The 18,573-nt window shown below is 45.0% G+C and carries 10 protein-coding genes, 2 tRNA genes and 3 rRNA genes; 4 read left to right on the top strand and 11 right to left on the bottom strand.

Going from position 1 to position 18,573, the window contains the following annotated elements; all coding sequences use genetic code 11:
• Positions 1-228 precede the first annotated feature (228 nt).
• The 3 genes from rho to R8806_RS19615 form a co-directional block, all read right to left on the bottom strand.
• Positions 229-2,238: a transcription termination factor Rho gene (rho, locus tag R8806_RS19625; protein ID WP_124316019.1), complete on the bottom strand. Its 2,010-nt coding sequence runs from the start codon at positions 2,236-2,238 to the stop codon at positions 229-231.
• A 126-nt stretch (positions 2,239-2,364) separates the two neighbouring features.
• Positions 2,365-2,991 (bottom strand): 16S rRNA (guanine(527)-N(7))-methyltransferase RsmG, encoded by a 627-nt coding sequence (gene rsmG / locus R8806_RS19620; RefSeq protein WP_118305755.1) that lies wholly within the window; start codon positions 2,989-2,991, stop codon positions 2,365-2,367.
• Between the two features lie 11 nt (positions 2,992-3,002).
• Positions 3,003-3,995 (bottom strand): lysylphosphatidylglycerol synthase transmembrane domain-containing protein, encoded by a 993-nt coding sequence (locus R8806_RS19615; protein ID WP_164719794.1) that lies wholly within the window; start codon positions 3,993-3,995, stop codon positions 3,003-3,005.
• Positions 3,996-4,124: 129 nt separating this feature from the next.
• Between R8806_RS19615 and rsmA the strand changes: the two genes are divergently transcribed.
• From rsmA to R8806_RS19595, 4 genes are all read left to right on the top strand, one after another.
• Positions 4,125-4,895 (top strand): 16S rRNA (adenine(1518)-N(6)/adenine(1519)-N(6))-dimethyltransferase RsmA, encoded by a 771-nt coding sequence (rsmA, locus tag R8806_RS19610; protein WP_124317678.1) that lies wholly within the window; start codon positions 4,125-4,127, stop codon positions 4,893-4,895.
• A 10-nt stretch (positions 4,896-4,905) separates the two neighbouring features.
• A complete protein-coding gene (gene mgtE / locus R8806_RS19605; protein ID WP_087421668.1) occupies positions 4,906-6,273 on the top strand; it encodes a magnesium transporter in 1,368 nt (455 codons plus the stop codon).
• A 139-nt stretch (positions 6,274-6,412) separates the two neighbouring features.
• Complete coding sequence (locus tag R8806_RS19600) at positions 6,413-7,720, top strand: acetyl-CoA hydrolase/transferase family protein (RefSeq protein WP_124317679.1); 1,308 nt, start codon at positions 6,413-6,415, stop codon at positions 7,718-7,720.
• 128 nt (positions 7,721-7,848) lie between these two features.
• On the top strand, positions 7,849-9,195 hold the full coding sequence (locus R8806_RS19595; protein WP_087421895.1) for a deoxyguanosinetriphosphate triphosphohydrolase: 1,347 nt from the start codon (positions 7,849-7,851) through the stop codon (positions 9,193-9,195).
• A gap of 111 nt (positions 9,196-9,306) precedes the next feature.
• Here R8806_RS19595 and rrf read toward each other — a convergent pair.
• From rrf to R8806_RS19555, 8 genes are all read right to left on the bottom strand, one after another.
• Positions 9,307-9,417 (bottom strand): 5S ribosomal RNA (rrf, locus tag R8806_RS19590).
• Positions 9,418-9,556: 139 nt separating this feature from the next.
• Positions 9,557-12,443 (bottom strand): 23S ribosomal RNA (locus R8806_RS19585).
• Between the two features lie 139 nt (positions 12,444-12,582).
• Positions 12,583-12,656 (bottom strand) — tRNA-Ala (locus R8806_RS19580).
• A gap of 5 nt (positions 12,657-12,661) precedes the next feature.
• Positions 12,662-12,735: transfer RNA gene (locus R8806_RS19575), tRNA-Ile, on the bottom strand.
• 77 nt (positions 12,736-12,812) lie between these two features.
• Positions 12,813-14,337, bottom strand: a 16S ribosomal RNA gene (locus tag R8806_RS19570).
• The 16S, 23S and 5S rRNA genes sit together here with 2 tRNA genes alongside, the layout of an rRNA operon.
• A gap of 730 nt (positions 14,338-15,067) precedes the next feature.
• Positions 15,068-16,195: a thioredoxin family protein gene (locus R8806_RS19565; RefSeq protein WP_124318118.1), complete on the bottom strand. Its 1,128-nt coding sequence runs from the start codon at positions 16,193-16,195 to the stop codon at positions 15,068-15,070.
• Between the two features lie 29 nt (positions 16,196-16,224).
• Entirely contained in the window at positions 16,225-17,121 is an 897-nt protein-coding gene (locus R8806_RS19560; protein WP_124318117.1) for a zinc-binding metallopeptidase, read from the bottom strand.
• Position 17,122: 1 nt separating this feature from the next.
• Positions 17,123-18,553, bottom strand: a complete 1,431-nt coding sequence (locus R8806_RS19555; RefSeq protein WP_151412234.1) for a RagB/SusD family nutrient uptake outer membrane protein — start codon at positions 18,551-18,553, stop codon at positions 17,123-17,125.
• Between the last annotated feature and the right edge of the window lie 20 nt (positions 18,554-18,573).

Genomic DNA, 18,573 nt, shown 5'->3' with positions numbered 1-18,573 from the left:
TTTTTATTCTTTGCAATGCAAAGGTAATAAAAAAAGCATAGTTTTGTAATCTACATGTTGCAAAACATACATTTCATTGCCATTTCATACATCCCAATGAACATTCATTCACGCATAACCCGCTACACCATTGCGATATAAGCACGTACTTAAAATGATTCTATATTTGAGGCATCAAAAAAGCGAGGCCAAATGAACTCGCTTTTCCATATTATAAAACTTATAAAACTATTTATCATTCATCGAGATCAAGAATTCCTCGTTAGATTTCGTCTTTTCCAAACGATCCTTCACGAATTGCATCGCCTCAACAGAATTCATATCCGTCAGATAGTTACGCAAAATCCAGATACGGTTCAACGTGTAGTCCTCCAATAACAAGTCATCACGACGCGTACTTGATGCCGTAATATCCACAGCCGGGTAAATACGACGGTTGGACAACTTGCGGTCCAACTGCAACTCCATATTTCCAGTACCCTTGAATTCCTCGAAAATCACGTCGTCCATTTTTGAACCGGTCTCTGTCAACGCGGTTGCCAGAATCGTCAACGAACCACCATTTTCGATATTACGGGCTGCACCAAAGAACCGTTTCGGTTTGTGTAATGCATTTGCATCCACACCACCGGAAAGCACCTTTCCAGATGCAGGAGATACCGTGTTATAAGCACGAGCCAGACGAGTAATTGAATCCAACAGGATCACCACGTCATGCCCACATTCTACCATACGCTTAGCTTTTTCCAACACGATATTGGCCACCTTCACGTGACGCTCTGCCGGCTCGTCGAAAGTAGAGGCAATCACCTCCGCATTCACGCTACGAGCCATATCGGTTACCTCTTCCGGACGCTCATCAATCAACAGGATAATCAAATACACTTCAGGATGATTGGCTGAAATTGCGTTAGCAATTTCTTTTAGCAACATCGTCTTACCCGTTTTCGGCTGAGCCACGATCAAACCGCGCTGTCCTTTACCGATCGGGGCAAACATATCCACCACACGAGTAGAAATCGTAGCCCGCCCACTTCCGGTAAGATTGAATTTTTCATTCGGGAAAAGCGGGGTCAAGTGATCAAACGGGATTCGGTCACGCACCGCTTCCGGAGACTTCCCGTTAATTTTTGATACTTTAATCAACGGGAAATACTTCTCTCCTTCTTTCGGGGGACGCACGGTTCCTTCCACCGTGTCACCCGTTGACAAACCAAATAACTTGATCTGACTTTGAGACACGTAAATATCATCCGGAGAATTCAAGTAATTATAATCAGAAGATCTAAGGAATCCATACCCGTCAGGCATGATTTCCAACACACCCGAATTTAAAATAATTCCTTCGAACTCGTAATATTTATCGCGTTTGTCAAAACGCATCTTGTTTTGACTTTCTTTTCTTTCTTCAAACTCAGCAGGAACGCTTTCATAATTTTCATTTTCAACCTCTCCCTTAACGCCAGATTCATTTTCGACATCTTCAAACTCATTCTCTTCCACATCTTGACGAATGGTTTCTTCATCTCTCTCAACACGTCTATTCCGTTTTACAAACTTCGGACGGCTGGGTCTTTCTGCCACTTGTTCCTCTTTAACAACCTCTTCAACCGCCTTTTCCTCTTTCACCTCTTCTTTTCCTTCTTCACTTTTCACCTCTTCCCGCTTGGTTTGTTTCCGGTTACGCTTATCGAAAAACTTACGGTCTTGCTTTTGTCCGGCTTGCTCACGTTTAGGAGCCTCTGAAGTTTCATTCTTTACTTCCGTTTCCTGTGGTTCTACAACAACCTCTCCTTTTTTCTCTACAACAATACCGTTTTCCGTACGACTGAAAACCAAATCCTTATCCAAAATATCACTATGCACGACATTGATCGGCTGCACTTCCTCTACGGGTAAAACTGCATCTTTCTTTTCGGGAGCCTCTTTGACTGTTTCATTCTGGTTTTTCTCCTGTTTCGCATCGGCCTTCTTATCTTTATTCCGATTAAATTTGGCCAATCCACCTTTGGAATCTCCCACTTTTTCAGCACCTCCCCTTATCACTCTCACGCGAGGTTTCTTCTCTTTCGGTTCAACGGGAGCAGTTTCCTCGGTAGCAATCATGGCTTGCTGATCTAAAATTTTGTATATTAATTCTTTCTTTTTAAAGGATTCAATCCTTTTAACATTCAGTTCTTTTGCAATTTGACGCAAATCTGAAAGTAACTTTTCATTCAGTTCTAAAATATCGTACATATAGTCACGTTATATTTGGATAATTCTCATTACGTAAGTAAAATCACCCGGCATGAACCAGGTGGAAATGTAAACTGCGACAAATTTAAGAAGAATTCTTCTTATTCCCAAATCGTTAATAGAAAATTATTTGAGGAATTTCATATAAATTAATTTCTTCGTTTCGAAAAACTCTTCCTCAAAAAAATCAGGAATATTATAAACAGAAATTTTATCCTTGAAATCCCGAATCTCTTCTTCAAAATCCCCTCCCTTCAGATACAAAATTCCATTGGACAAATCGTTGAAACTATTCTCTCGAATACGCTTTCTGGTCAAGGCTACAAAAGCCGGAAAAGCCGTCACGGCACGACTCACGATGAAATCAAATTTTTCTTTCATCGTCTCTACTCTCAATTGCCTTGCTATCACATTTTTTAAGCCTAAAGCTCCTGCAACACCCTCTACCACTTTAATTTTCTTCCCGATAGAATCTACCAGGAAAAAATCTACCTCAGGAAACATAATAGCCAACGGAATTCCGGGAAAACCTCCTCCCGTTCCGACATCCAACACTTTTGTCCCCGCTTTGAAAGAAATCACCTTTGCTATCGCCAAAGAATGTAAAACATGATGCACGTTCAAAGCATCTATATCTTTCCTCGAAATCACATTGATCTTTTCATTCCATTCCCGGTAAAGCCCCTCCAATTGTTGGAACTGTTCCAATTGTCTCTCACTTAACCCGGTAAAATATTTTTCAACAATATCCATAAACATGAAATTTACTTCCGATTATATATTGGCAAGAATAACAAACACAACACGCCTACCACGATATACAACAATGTCATCGTGCCGTGAGTCAACAAAGCAAATGTCTTAGACAGGCTGGCAATTTCTTCCGTATGCGGTAAATAAATCATCAAGGCTGCAATCACCATAAAATGCCACGCACCCACGCCACCCTGTACCGGAGCCACCATCCCGTAACTGGAAAGAACAAACACGGTCAAACCAACCATCGGTCCCAAGTGAGAGGTGAACTGGAAACAGAAGAAACAAACGTATAGCATCAGAAAATACATCAGCCAGATAAAAATCGTATGACCGATAAATAACCACTTATGCTTCACGTCCTTCACGGTCAATAAACCTTCTTTCATTCCCGATAAAAAATGATGTAACCGGGTGAAGAAAGTACCTTTCCGTACAAACCAGAAGAAACCTGCCACCCCCACGATCAATACTCCCAACACCACGTAAGTCCATGGGGAATGAAACATCGTGTATAACTTTTGTTTAATCTCTTCATTATTATCCAGGAATATCCCGACCTGTTTAAATTGCGAAACAACAACAACCAAAGTAAGCAACAGCAACATAATCATGTCAAATACCCGCTCGGTAACAACCGTTCCCAATAACTTCGAGAATGGCACGTTCTCATATTTACTCACCACTCCACAACGGGTAAACTCACCCATCCGGGGAATCGCCATATTAGCAAAATAACCAATCATCACCCCCATAAAACTATTCATGAAAGAAATCCGGTATCCCATAGATTTCGTCAACATCTGCCAACGCAGAGAACGACTCACGTGGCTAAGTAAACCGAAAACAATCGCTACCCATATCCACGTATAGTCGACATCATCACGCAAAACCTTCATCAAGTCATCGAAATTTTGATCTCGATACACCAGCCAGAACAAAAAAACTGTTACCAGCAAAAAGGCAAAAAACTTTATAACCTGTTTATAAAATGGCTTCATCCACAAAATTCGTCAAGATTGACACTCTAATAATTTTCACAAATCAAAATAAAAGCATTATTTTGTAAGTCGTTTGCAAAAGTAAATAAATAATTGGAAGTTTAACCCATAACACCCTGAATTCATACTATGAGTATCGTTCGAGCAAAAAAACATCTGGGACAACATTTTTTGAAAGACCAAAACATCGCTTGTAAAATCACGGCGAGTTTACTACCTGTCACCAAAGGGGTACTAGAAATCGGGCCGGGTATGGGAGTACTGACACGTCATTTATTAAAAGATACAAAATTTTCCGTGCTTGCCATTGACATCGACCAAGAGTCCATTGACTACCTGCACGAAGAGCTACCTGCCCATAAAGAGCAGATTATTTACGGGGATTTTCTAAAATCAGATATTCGAAATTTCTACACAGAACCGTTTTCGATCATCGGGAATCTTCCTTATAACATCTCTTCGCAAATCTTTTTCCGTATCCTAGAAAACCGGGATCTAATACCCCAAGTCGTCTGTATGATACAAAAAGAGGTGGCCGAACGCATCAGGGCCTCTCACGGGAACAAAACATACGGGATTTTAAGCGTATTCCTACAAACATTTTACGACATCGAGTATCTTTTCACCGTGGGAGAACAGGTTTTCGATCCACCACCAAAAGTTAAATCCGCCGTAATCCGACTCATCCGGAATAAAAGGGAAAAACTCGATTGTGACGAAAAACTTTTTTTCAATATCGTAAAATCAGGTTTCAATCAACGACGAAAAACCTTACGTAATTCTTTAAAATCAATTATTTCTCCGGATTTTGCCTCAGAAACGTTATCTTTGCGCCCGGAACAATTAAGTGTAGAGGATTTCATTACACTATGTAAAGAGATTCAGCAGGCAAACAAGTAATTGATGAACTATGCAACAGTTTGAACTCTCGGAAGAATTAGTTTCCCAGATAGAGGGACTGATAAAAGCGGATAATAAAGAAGATGTCGCCAAGTTGGTAGAACCTCTTCATCCGGCGGATATTGCCGAAATCATGAATGAATTGGACACCAAAGAAGCCCAATTCCTGTTTCTGTTGCTAGATGAAGAGAAAGCCGGAGACGTTCTGGCAGAAATCGAAGAAGACGAAAGACAACGATTTATCGATTCTTTCCCCCCGGAAGTTATAGCCAAACGTTTCGTGGACAACATGGACACGGACGATGCCGCCGACCTCGTGGGTAGTATGCCCAACGAACAGCAGCAAGAAGTTCTTTCACACATGGAAGACCTCGAACAAGCGGGAGACATCGTCGATCTGTTGCATTACGACGAAGATTCTGCCGGTGGACTTATGGGTAAAGAGCTAGTGAAAGTCAACGAGAATTGGACCGTCCTCACCTGTCTACGCGAACTTAGTCGACAAGCAGAGAACCTAGATGAAATATTCTACATCTACGTCGTTGATGACGACAACATCTTGAAAGGAAGACTTTCATTGAAAAAGATGATTCTTTCCCCGACATCTACCAAAATCCAAAGTATATATAACCCGGACGTAACCTACGTGACCACCGATGAACCAGCCGAATCCGTGGGACGTATCATGCAGAAGTACGATTTAGTCGCCATTCCTGTAGTTGACTCCATCGGCCGACTTGTCGGTCGAATCACGATCGACGACGTGGTTGACGTGATCCGGGAAGAAGCAGAAAAAGACTACCAGATGATGTCCGGTATCTCACAGGACGTGGAATCTTCCGACACGATCTGGGACCAGACCAAAGCACGTCTTCCGTGGCTGATCATCGGTTTATTCGGAGGAATGCTTGCAGCCTATATGATTTCTTTCTACGAGGCAGACATTGCCTTATTCCCAGCAACAGCCATGTTCATTCCTGTTATCACCGCTATGGGGGGAAACGTGGGTATCCAGTCTTCCGCCATCGTGGTAAAAGGACTTGCCTCCAACACCCTGACATCAAAAAACATATTACAGAGTATCTCAAAAGAAATTTCATGTGCGGTCATAAATGCCTGCATCTGTTCTTCCATCATTTTTATCCTATCCCTTTGTTTCAACCTAACATCACTTGCCATGCCCATCACGGTAACTATATCCTTGTTTATCGTGATCATGTTCGCATCCATGTTCGGTACAGCATTCCCGTTATTACTCAATAAACTAAAGATAGATCCGGCTCTAGCTACCGGACCGTTTATCACCCTAACGAACGACATCATCGGTTTGAACATTTATCTTTTCACGGGAAAGGCCATTCTAGGCTGGCTACTGTAAGTAAAAACCGTGTCACAAATTGGACACTAATAATTACGGAAAAAATTGTTTAATTAAAAGAGTGTTGTTAACTTGCACCCCTCTTTCAAGAGGTTAGCTAATAATTAAATCATAAGAAATCAAAACAAAATAACTTGCTATGTATCAAGGAATCAAAACAGTGTCATTTGAAGAGGCTGTAAAAGTTGTAAAATCCGGAGACCGGATTCACATTCACAGTGTGGCTTGTGCCCCCCAAGGTCTAATTCAAGCTCTTTGCAACAGAGGACGTGCAGGAGAATTGAGAGACGTCAAGTTGCAACACTTGCACACGGAAGGTAGTGCCCCGTATGCAGAAGCAGAATTCGAAGGAATCTTCTTCCTAGAATCCTATTTCGTGGGCAGTAACGTGCGTAAACCTACTCAAGAAGGATATGCAGATTATGTACCCGTTCATTTGAGTGAAACCCAGAAACTGATCAGAAGCGGTATTCACCCGGTTGATGTTGCCATGATCCAAGTTTGTCCCCCGGACAAGCATGGTTTTGTATCCATGGGAACCTCTGTTGATGCCACGTTAGCTGCCGTACAGAATGCAAAAACAGTTATTGGCGTTATCAACCCGAACGTACCGAGAGCATGGGGAGATGCTATCATCAAATTATCAGACATCGACATCTTCTGCGAAGACAATACCCCACTTATCGAAGCTCATCCGGCAACGTTAACAGAACAGGATATTGCTATCGGTAAAAATGTAGCCTCTTTGATCGAAGACGGAGCTACCCTGCAAATGGGAATCGGAGCCATCCCGAACGCTGTACTTTCCCAATTAGGCAACCACAAAAACTTAGGTATTCACACGGAAATGTTTGCTGACGGAGTATTACCCTTGTATGAAAAAGGTGTTGTCAACAACATGAATAAGAAATTCGACAAAGGTAAGATCGTATCAACCTTCTTGATGGGATCAAAAAGAGTATATGACTTCATCGATGACAACCCAGGAGTAGCCATGATGGATGTCGGTTACACGAACGATCCGTTCATCATCGCACAACAACCGAAAATGACGGCTATCAATTCGGCTCTTTCTGTTGACATCACAGGCCAAGTCAACGCAGACTCTTTAGGTATTAAATTTTACAGTGGTAGTGGTGGTCAATTAGACTTCATCCGCGGAGCAGCAGCCAGCGAAGGAGGAAAACCGATTATTGCATTACCGGCAGTAACAAACAAAGGCGTGAGTAAAATTTGCCCGACCTTGTTAAACGGAGCCGGAGTTGTTACCACTCGTTTCGATGTACACTACATTGTTACGGAATTCGGTATCGCAGACCTTTATGGTAAAACCCTTCAGGAAAGAGCAAAGACTTTAATCAATATTGCTCATCCCGATCACCGAGAAACGCTTGATAAAGCAGCATTCGAAAGATTTGGTAGTCACTACCACTTCATTTCAAAATAAAGATCGAAAGAGGAAGCAGTTTGCTTCCTCTTCTTTTTATTACTACATTTGTATAACCGTTACAGGTCTCCAATTGACATACTTTACTTAAACCTGTAACCTATAAATTTGTAATCTGAACAACCATGATGGACTGGAATAAATTATTATCATCGAGACGTTATCAACCGGGAAGCACTATCACCATGTTTCGCTCTCATGACCGATCACAATTTCAAAGAGACTACGATCGTTTAATCTTTTCCTCTCCATTTCGACGATTACAAAATAAAACTCAGGTATTCCCGTTACCGGGCAATATCTTTGTACATAACCGTCTAACTCATAGCCTAGAAGTAGCTAGTGTGGGACGTTCGCTAGGAAACAAGATTGCACAATTTGTTAAAACCAAAGAGGCATTGGAACACCCGGAAATCCTCGAAGAAATCGGTACCATTGTTAGTACGGCCTGTTTAGCTCACGATTTGGGGAATCCTCCTTTCGGACATTCCGGAGAAGAGGCTATTTCTTATTTTTTCACGGAAGGAGAAGGGCAATACTTGAAAAAACTTCTGACGGACGAGGAATGGGCTGACATCAGTCATTTCGAAGGTAACGCAAATGCTTTCCGATTATTAACCCATAGCTTTAACGGACGCAGGCCAGGTGGTTACACGATGACCTTTACCACTCTTGCATCCATTGTTAAATACCCATTTGAATCTAAAGCCTCCCTCAAAGGACACAAATACGGCTTTTTTCAAAGTGAAAAAGAAATATACAAGGAAGTAGCCGAAGAACTTGGTATTATCCAACTCAACTCAAAACCTTTGCAATACGTCCGCCATCCACTCGTTTATCTAGTTGAAGCTGCCGACGATATTTGCTATCAGATCATGGATATTGAAGACTCTCACAAGCTAAAAATTCTATCCTATGATGAAACTACCCGGATACTTCTTAATTTCTACGACAAAGATACAGACAAGGAAGATTTAAAGACGATCTCCAGAACCTTCAAAATTGTCACGGACAAAAACGAATGTATCGCATTTCTACGTGCAGGTATTATTAATAAATTAATCAATGCCTGTGCAGACATCTTTTGCCAAAACTACGAGGCAATCATGAACGGAACCTTTCAAGGCAGCTTGATACATCACTTAACAGGCACCAATAAACAAGCCTATGAAACCTGTACCGAATTAGCCTATTCCCGGATTTATCACACGAATATCGTTACACAAATACAGATTGCAGGTTTCAAAATCCTTGCCACCATATTAAAAGAATATATTGATGCTGTTCTGAAACCAGAAACCTATTATGCCCGGAATATTCTATCCGTCATGCCAGAACAATACAAAGTTCATCAAGATGATTCCATTTACACGAAAATACAAACGGTAACGGATTACGTCTCAGGAATGACGGATTCTTACGCTTTAAATTTATACCGCAAAATAAAAGGTATCGAGTTACCAGAAATCAGATAAATTGCCTTCGGCAAGTCGCAAGTTACAAGTTAGCAGGTTATAGGTTCTCCACAATCGGAAGCGAGAGAAAACAAAAAAGGGCGAGTCACTTGAACTCGCCCTCTCTTCTAAATTCGGCATCGACCTACTCTCCCACCTATCGGCAGTACCATCGGCGCTAACGGGCTTAACTTCTCTGTTCGGGATGGGAAGAGGTGGATCACCGTCGCTATAGACACCTTTTAATGTTTTCCAGTCACTTCATCGAGCCCTCCGGCTACTCGTGACAATATCTTTGTTCATTTATTCATGCTTTTCTATCAACCGCCAATCACCTTGATTGACAATCGCCTGGAACGTTAATCGAATCATCTCACCCACCGAACGTCAACTTTCGGGTGATTAGTACCACTCGGCTTTGCCGTCACCGGCTTTACACCTGTGGCCTATCAACGTCGTCGTCTACGACGACCCTGTAAGGAGATCTCATCTCGAGGCAGGCTTCGCGCTTAGATGCTTTCAGCGCTTATCCCGTCCGCGCGTGGCTACCCTGCCGTACGACTGGCGTCATAACAGGTTCACTAGCGGCGCGTCCAACCCGGTCCTCTCGTACTAGAGTCAGGACCTCTCGAATCTCCAGCGCCCACGACAGATAGGGACCGAACTGTCTCACGACGTTCTGAACCCAGCTCGCGTGCCACTTTAATCGGCGAACAGCCGAACCCTTGGGACCTTCTCCAGCCCCAGGATGTGACGAGCCGACATCGAGGTGCCAAACCGCCCCGTCGATATGAGCTCTTGGGGGCGATCAGCCTGTTATCCCCGGAGTACCTTTTATCCTTTGAGCGATGACCCTTCCACGCGGGATCACCGGATCACTATGCCCTGCTTTCGCACCCGATCGACTTGTTGGTCTCCCGGTCAAGCACCCTTGTGCCATTGCACTCTACGGTTGATTACCAACCAACCCGAGGGTACCTTTGGAAGCCTCCGTTACGCTTTTGGAGGCGACCACCCCAGTCAAACTACCCACCACGCGGTGTCCCCATTACCATGGGTTAGATCCCAGACAAGAGAAGGGTCGTATTTCAACGATGGCTCCTCGATTCCTGGCGAAACCGACTCGTAGCCTCCGACCTATCCTACACGTCCCGTGCCCGGGAACAACGCGAAGCTGCAGTAAAGGTTCACGGGGTCTTTCCGTCCCGTCGCGGGTACCCGGCATCTTCACCGGAACTACAATTTCACCGAGCTCATGGTCGAGACAGTGCCCAGATCGTTACACCATTCGTGCAGGTCGGAACTTACCCGACAAGGAATTTCGCTACCTTAGGACCGTTATAGTTACGGCCGCCGTTTACCGGGGCTTCAATTCAAACCTTCTCATTACTGATGAGCTCTCCTCTTAACCTTCCGGCACCGGGCAGGTGTCAGGCCATATACGTCATCTTTCGATTTGGCATAGCCATGTGTTTTTGGTAAACAGTCGCCTGGGCCATTACTCTGCGGCTCTATCACTAGAGCGTCCTTTTTCCCGAAGTTACAGGACTATTTTGCCTAGTTCCTTGACCATGAATCACTCGAGCGCCTTGGTATATTCTACCCGACCACGTGTGTCCGTTTACAGTACGGTTCCTCGTCACTTGAAGTTTAGCGGGTTTTCTAGGGGGTAAATTGCCTGGACGCTATCCACTCGACCGGGGTCTCGTGGTACTATCGGCTCTCGCCTCCGGTGGCGTGCTTGACTACCACCGTCATAGGGTACGGCCTTCAACGCGCTATTCCGTCAGCGCGCGGTCCATTCATCACCCCGTCACCGCGTCACGGTGACGAGAAGCACGGGAATGTTAACCCGTTTCTCGTCGGCGTCCCCGTTCGGGTTAGCCTTAGAGGCCGGCTGACCCCCGGCTGATTGACATTGCCGGGGAATCCTTGGTCTTGCGGCGTGGGGGGTTCTCGCCCCCATTATCGTTACTTATGCCTACATTTGCTTTTCATGCCGCTCCAGTCACTCTCGCGGGTGACCTTCTAAGCTGGCAGGAATGCTCTCCTACCGGTTAGTCATTAACTAACCCCACGGCTTCGGTTGACAGTTTCATGCCCGTGTATTATCCACGCGGGATCGCTCGACTAGTGAGCTGTTACGCACTCTTTAAATGAATGGCTGCTTCCAAGCCAACATCCTAGCTGTCTCGGCGATCCCACCTCGTTTGATCAACTTAACTGTCCATCCGGGACCTTAGCCGGTGGTCCGGGTTCTTTCCCTCTCGTCCGCGGACCTTAGCACCCGCGGGCTCACTCCATGATTTCGTGTTCCAGCATTCGGAGTTTATCCGGATTTGATAGGCGGTGAAGCCCTCGCGTCCAACCAGTAGCTCTACCTCTGGAACAGAACATCACAGGCTGCACCGAAATGCATTTCGGAGAGTACGAGCTATTTCCCAGTTTGATTGGCCTTTCACCCCTACCCGCGAGTCATCCGAAAACTTTTCAACGTTTACCGGTTCGGTCCTCCATCACGTGTTACCGCGACTTCAACCTGCTCGTGGGTAGATCACAAGGTTTCGCGTCTAGCGCCACCAACTCGACGCCCTGTTAAGGCTCGCTTTCACTTCGGCTAACGGGCCTGAAGCCCTTAACCTCGCTGGTGACGACTAACTCGTAGGCTCATTATGCAAAAGGCACGCCGTCACCGGATTACCCGGCTCCGACCGCTTGTAGGCGCGCGGGTTCAGGGTCTATTTCACCCCCCTGCTCGGGGTACTTTTCACCTTTCCCTCGCGGTACTGGTTCACTATCGGTCTCTCGGGAGTATTTAGCCTTGCCAGGCGGTCCTGGCGAATTCAGGCAGGATTTCTCGTGTCCCGCCCTACTCGGGATCCCGCTATCTTCGATGGAGGTGTCGTGCACGGGGCTGTCACCCTCCACGGCTTACCTTTCCAGGTAATTGCACTTCGTCCATCGTCGAATATCGCGGTCCCATGACCCCGCTGTCGCCGAAACGGCAACGGTTTGGGCTCTTCCCCGTTCGCTCGCCACTACTGGGGGAATCACATTTTGTTTTCTTCTCCTGCGGGTAATGAGATGTTTCAGTTCCCCGCGTTCGCTTGCATTACTGCATGACTGGAATCTATCCAGCCGGGTTGCCCCATTCGGAAATCCACGGGTCAAGGGTTACTTGCACCTCGCCGTGGCCTATCGCGGCTTATCGCGTCCTTCATCGCCTCCGAGAGCCTAGGCATCCACCGCGCGCCCTTCGTTGTTCACGTTCGTTAGCGTCGTGTTATTAAATAATTCTACCTTGTCCCGTGTATCACTACAGGGACGGCTCTGTGTTATTCTACTACATTGTTACTTCGTGGATCAAATGATCCATTAACGTTCCAGTATGTCAAAGAACTTTATCCGTGGAGAATAAGGGAGTCGAACCCTTGACCTCCTGAATGCAAATCAGGCGCTCTAGCCAACTGAGCTAATCCCCCGGCTGTAGTCCCTCGCGGAGTTGAACCGCGGACCTCTACATTATCAGTGTAGCGCTCTAACCAACTGAGCTAAGAGACTATGGTTAACCCGTCACGGGCAATCATCTAGCGTGAAAAACGTGAAACGTGTAGCGAGCCACATGAACTCGTCTCCAGAAAGGAGGTGTTCCAGCCGCACCTTCCGGTACGGCTACCTTGTTACGACTTAGCCCCAGTTACCGGTATTACCCTAGCCCGTTCCTCGCGGTCACGATCTTCAGGTACTCCCGGCTTCCATGGCTTGACGGGCGGTGTGTACAAGGCCCGGGAACGTATTCACCGCGCCATGGCTGATGCGCGATTACTAGCGAATCCAACTTCGTGGAGTCGGGTTGCAGACTCCAGTCCGAACTACGACCGGCTTTAGAGATTCGCTCCGGGTCACCCCGTGGCTGCCCTCTGTACCGGCCATTGTAACACGTGTGTCGCCCCGGGTGTAAGGGCCGTGCTGATTTGACGTCATCCCCGCCTTCCTCGCACCTTACGGTGGCAGTCTCGACAGAGTGCCCGGCTTCAACCGATGGCAACTGGCGATAGGGGTTGCGCTCGTTATGGGACTTAACCCGACACCTCACGGCACGAGCTGACGACAACCATGCAGCACCTTGTGAAGAGTCCCGAGGGAAAGAACTGTTTCCAGCTCATGCACTCCACATTTAAACCCGGGTAAGGTTCCTCGCGTATCATCGAATTAAACCACATGTTCCTCCGCTTGTGCGGGCCCCCGTCAATTCCTTTGAGTTTCATCGTTGCCGACGTACTCCCCAGGTGGCTCACTTAATACTTTCGCTTGAACCCTGGCAGTGTATCGCCAAGATCCAGTGAGCATCGTTTACGGCGTGGACTACCAGGGTATCTAATCCTGTTCGCTACCCACGCTCTCGCGCATCAGCGTCAGACCGAGCCTGGGAAGCTGCCTTCGCTATCGGGGTTCCAAGTGATATCTAAGCATTTCACCGCTACTTCACTTGTTCCGCCTCCCTCGTCTCGTCTCGAGGGCGCCAGTTTCAACGGCGTGCTACAGTTTAGCTGCAGTCTTTTACCGCTGACTTGGCGTCCCGCCTACGCGCCCTTTAAACCCAATAAATCCGGATAACGCTCGCATCCCCCGTATTACCGCGGCTGCTGGCACGGAGTTAGCCGATGCTTATTCGTCAAGTACTGGCAAAACAGCACGCGTGCCGTCTATTCTTCCTTGACAAAAGAGGTTTACAGGCCATGGACCATTCTTCCCTCACGCGACTTGGCTGGTTCAGGCTCTCGCCCATTGACCAATATTCCTCACTGCTGCCTCCCGTAGGAGTCTGGACCGTGTCTCAGTTCCAGTGTGGGGGACCTTCCTCTCAGAACCCCTAGACATCGTCGGCTTGGTGGGCCGTTACCCCGCCAACTACCTAATGTCGCGCGTGCCCGTCCCGTACCACCGGAATTTTAAATGAAAGATCATGCGATCCTCCAGTATTATGGGATGTTAGTCCACGTTTCCGCGGGTTATCTCCCGGTACGGGGTTGGTTGCACACGTGTTACTCACCCGTGCGCCGGTCGCCGGCGAAGTATTGCTACTCCCCGCTGCCCCTCGACTTGCATGTGTTAAGCCTGTCGCTAGCGTTCATCCTGAGCCAGGATCAAACTCTTCATGGTAAAAGTTATTTACAGAAATTTTTATTCTGGCCGGGTCATGTGTTTCATGAATCTCGACTACCGTCGATTTCGATTCACGCTCGCTACGTTGTTTATTTTCACGTCAATATTGTTAAAGAACTCTTCTCGTCATTTTCATCGCCCTCGCTTTTTCAAGAGCGAAAGCGGATGCAAAGATAAGGCGTTTTTATCTTTCCTTCCAAATCTTTTTCGAAGTTTTTTCAAACTTTTTTTCGTGACCCTCGTTAAAGAGAATTCACGTCGTTAAAGATCGTCATCAACACCTCCAGAACGCCGCCTCCACGTGAACTCGACTGCCTCTTTCATCCTCCCCCTGTCCCGTTTTAGCGGGTGCAAAGATAAGGTAAACATTTACCCTTTTCCAAACTTTTCAACCACTTTTTTTCAAACTTTTTCAATCAACGCTGGAATCCAGACTTTTACAACCGGAAGAGCCAGGCTAGAACCCTAACGGGAAGCGGGAAAAAGCGAGAAGAAAAACTAGAAAAGTTAACCACTGTTATCCGTGAGTTCAAGTTAAGGAAACACCATTGTCATGCGATCACGGGATTCACTATCTATTTTAGATAATCTAAAATTCCCCTCTACCTACACCCGGAACGAGAATAAAAATAGCTTTCTCCGATTCAATTCCACACCAATCAAAGAGGACTATTCCCTCATTTTTTTCAGCGAAGTTTCGTTCTTCAAACACACGATTTCTCTGACGCTACATATTCGCTAATTTCTCTTTACCCAAGGCAACCACATCATCAACGGCCTCTCCCTCGTGACCTAATCGCCTCTGATAGGCAAGCAAGCGATCCATACAAGCTTGCATGCGCGACTTGTCCGTTAATCGTGTAAACAAATAACGAAAAACGGTCGCACGGTACAAAGGCACATCAATCAGGAAATTACAATTCTCAAATACCATAAAGCGTTCATATACTTTATCTGTATCCTCGTCAAGCATAGCTTTTATCACTAACAGTTCAGCCGATATTTTGGGAAATTCCTTCACGGGATATTTACTTGCCTCCAATAATTGATCAACCTTGGGCTTCAACGCAAGCAAAGAATCCGGATTTTCTGTTTGAGCCATCTTTAAATTTATCACGGTGGTCTCGAATCTCAGCCTCTCGTATAATAGATTTTCCAATTTGTAATAATCTTTTTCTACTTTCCCGAATTTTTCCAAATGTTCAAGGATGAAACGAAATTCCCGACTATATGGATCTCTCCAAATGTAACTTCCCACCATACCCCAAATATCCGGAGTCCATAAGCTATCCATAGGAAATTGAGCGGCATAATCACCGGCCACCTTTGCATAGTTGTGCTGATCTCCCACACATTCAAAAAACCACAAATATCTTTTTACAAGATCCAATTCTCGATTTCCTTGCCGATACTCCTTTTCGATCTCGTACAAGGGTTTTCCCAATAATCCTTTTTTCAGGTTATCTAATAAATCATCGGCCTCCCGTGCCCCTCTTAACACGTGCAAGAGGTTTCCATGCGAATCGGTGACAAACATGGTAGGAACCGCTAATATCTTATTAGGATATTGATCTTCAAACGCTTTCCCGTTTTCTTTCTCTATGTCATATTTTACACATACGAACATTGAGTCCAAGTAATCACTTACTATTTTCTGAGGAAAAATTACATTCATCAAATGTTTACAAGGAACACACCACGAAGTGTAACAATCCACAAATACCATTTTTTGAGCCTTTTGAGCTTGCTTTAGAACCTTTTCCCATGGTTCATTATCCAAAAATGACACTTTCTTTTGTGGAAACACACTCAACGTGATCATTCCGAATACAAATGCTAATAATATCTTTTTCATATTTTTCTACGTTAATGTTATTTCTATACTTATTCACAAAATAAATTTCCGACAACCTGAATATCAAAGCCATATTGCTTTTGTATCCAATTTCTTAAAATATCGTATTTCTTTTTTACTAAAGGCCACGCCAAATCATCTTCCCATTCTTCCGACGATCGGGTCAGCATACACTCTATAAATGTATACAAATCAGATTTTTGGCTAACAGTTCCCGCATTCCAGTCATCTATAGAAGTATACCATAAAGTAGTTTGATTATATCCGTCCACAAACCCTCTTGCACGAGCATAATTAGGGGAAGATTCATCTGTATTAGCCACTCCCACATAATTACTCACTTCATAAAATTCGTCCGGCAGCTCAATATAGTTATAACTCTGCCAGAATTTCCACAATTTTATTTGTAAGCTATTTTTTAATTCTAACTTCATTTCCGAAGTCAATTCTTGTAACATTTCGGTACTCACACTCACCACAGCCGAGAATGCTCCCGTACAAATAGGTTCTCTCACGATTTCACCAAATAAATCCTCGTAGAACAAATCACTTGCCAGAAAAACATGGTAAGGCAACGTCTGTTGATGAAATTTTTCCGGGTAGAGATCGAACCAGATTTCATCCAACAAATCTACCATGTTCTCCACGCATTGCGGATCCAACAGTTGATAAACATACGTTCTTCCAAAATTAATGTCACTATCATAATAAAAGTCCTTATCCGTGTACTCGTACAAGATATACGATCCATATTTTTCGTAAATCTCAACGATACGATCATCTGCCGGAGATTTTCCTTGCGGTAATTCGTAATCTAAGGTCAACGTTTCCACTTCTCCTATTTTCTTGTCCTCTGAGCAAGCCAAGCAGACTAAAAGTCCCAACATGCTCAAGTATACTACATATTTCCCCATCATTTTCTGCATTTTAGTTCGATTTAATTTCACCCGTTCTTTCCGGCTCCCGGGCAGAAGGGTTTTGTTTCAACTGAATATTATTCTTGAACACGGTTGTTGGAAATGGCAACGTGTAGAGCGGATCTTTTTCTCGCAAAGTATAGGTTACCCACGGAAGACTTGATCTTGCCTTATAATCATGGGAAATAGAAGGCATCCCGTAACGACGCAGATCAAACCAACGGTGTCCCTCGTAACACAGTTCCACGTAACGTTCCTCCCGGATCTCAGCCAATAACTCCGTTTCATCTGCGATGGTAACGTCTTCGTAACCCACAATACGGTGGCGACGCAATTCGTTCAAATCCGCCAAGGCAAGCGTGTTTTTATTCGCCTGTCCCGACAATACGTAAGCCTCCGCCCGGTTCAAGTAGGCCTCGGAAACACGAATCGTGTTGTTCGGAACGGACTGATAACTATAAGCGATCTTATTGATTTGCACCTCGTCTTTTGTATTATTTTCAAACCAAAAAATTTCCCGTCGATCCTCTTTCCCCTCGAAATAAGTCATCAACTCCCTCGCCGGAGCAAATACATGCATACCAGATTCCAAACTTACAGCACCATACACCCACTCTACCTCGCTATGATCGTAAGTCGGCATGAAAAATTCCGTATCCCCGGGCAAGGCAGTATAATCTGTCAACCCCTCGGCTGACTGGATTGCCTTATCGGCAGCAGCGATGGTCTCGTCATACCGCTCCATGAAAAGATATACCCGGGACAATAAAATATCTACCGTTGTACCATTTATCCGGTAATCACCACGCTGTTTCGGGAGATTACTAAATAATTTAGACGAAGCTTCCAAATCGTTCACGATCTGTTCGTATATTTCTCCCACGGTAGCACGCGCAATACCGTTTTCCTCTAAAGCTGCCGTCAATTTCAGCGGGACACCGAGTGCGTCTTTATTATAATTATACGGCTCGCCATACAAGTTTACCAAGAAGAAATAATAAAATCCTCTCATTCCCAAGGCTTCTGCTTTAATCCTATCTCTCGTCTTTTGATCTCCAGTAGCCTCGTCGATCCCGTCCAACACGGCATTTACCCCCATAATTAACTTATACGTGTCCTCGTAAGCGGAATTGACTCCGACTGATTCGGTTTCCCACATATCCGGCTGCCAGGTAAAAACACCTTTAATTTCAACAGCCCGATAATCATCTTTATCAGTATCAGACCGCAATAGCTTCTCCCCTATACCTGTTTCATCACTCAAGACGTAAAGCACACTCCAAATATCCGTGTATCCCATATAATTCAACAATAATTCGTTATAGTCCTCCACTGTTTTGGGGATCACCTCATCTTGAGACTTTTCTTCGAGAAAATCAGAACACCCGTTCAATAGAAAGATACAGAATATCCCTAATATCATTAATCCTAACTGTTTCATTTTTTTCTTTATTTACACGT

The organism is Butyricimonas faecihominis, from assembly GCF_033096445.1.
Classification (GTDB): domain Bacteria; phylum Bacteroidota; class Bacteroidia; order Bacteroidales; family Marinifilaceae; genus Butyricimonas; species Butyricimonas faecihominis.
The sequence above is the reverse complement of the archived record's forward strand: the minus strand, read 5'-3'. Positions and strand labels throughout refer to the sequence as shown.

Excerpts from the sequence above, each read along its gene's own strand:
- rho (WP_124316019.1), bottom strand. The coding sequence starts at position 2,238 with ATGTACGATATTTTAGAACTGAATGAAAAGTTACTTTCAGATTTGCGT.
- rsmG (WP_118305755.1), bottom strand. The coding sequence starts at position 2,991 with ATGGATATTGTTGAAAAATATTTTACCGGGTTAAGTGAGAGACAATTG.
- R8806_RS19615 (WP_164719794.1), bottom strand. The coding sequence starts at position 3,995 with ATGAAGCCATTTTATAAACAGGTTATAAAGTTTTTTGCCTTTTTGCTG.
- rsmA (WP_124317678.1), top strand. The coding sequence starts at position 4,125 with ATGAGTATCGTTCGAGCAAAAAAACATCTGGGACAACATTTTTTGAAA.
- mgtE (WP_087421668.1), top strand. The coding sequence starts at position 4,906 with ATGCAACAGTTTGAACTCTCGGAAGAATTAGTTTCCCAGATAGAGGGA.
- R8806_RS19600 (WP_124317679.1), top strand. The coding sequence starts at position 6,413 with ATGTATCAAGGAATCAAAACAGTGTCATTTGAAGAGGCTGTAAAAGTT.
- R8806_RS19595 (WP_087421895.1), top strand. The coding sequence starts at position 7,849 with ATGGACTGGAATAAATTATTATCATCGAGACGTTATCAACCGGGAAGC.
- R8806_RS19565 (WP_124318118.1), bottom strand. The coding sequence starts at position 16,195 with ATGAAAAAGATATTATTAGCATTTGTATTCGGAATGATCACGTTGAGT.
- R8806_RS19560 (WP_124318117.1), bottom strand. The coding sequence starts at position 17,121 with ATGCAGAAAATGATGGGGAAATATGTAGTATACTTGAGCATGTTGGGA.
- R8806_RS19555 (WP_151412234.1), bottom strand. The coding sequence starts at position 18,553 with ATGAAACAGTTAGGATTAATGATATTAGGGATATTCTGTATCTTTCTA.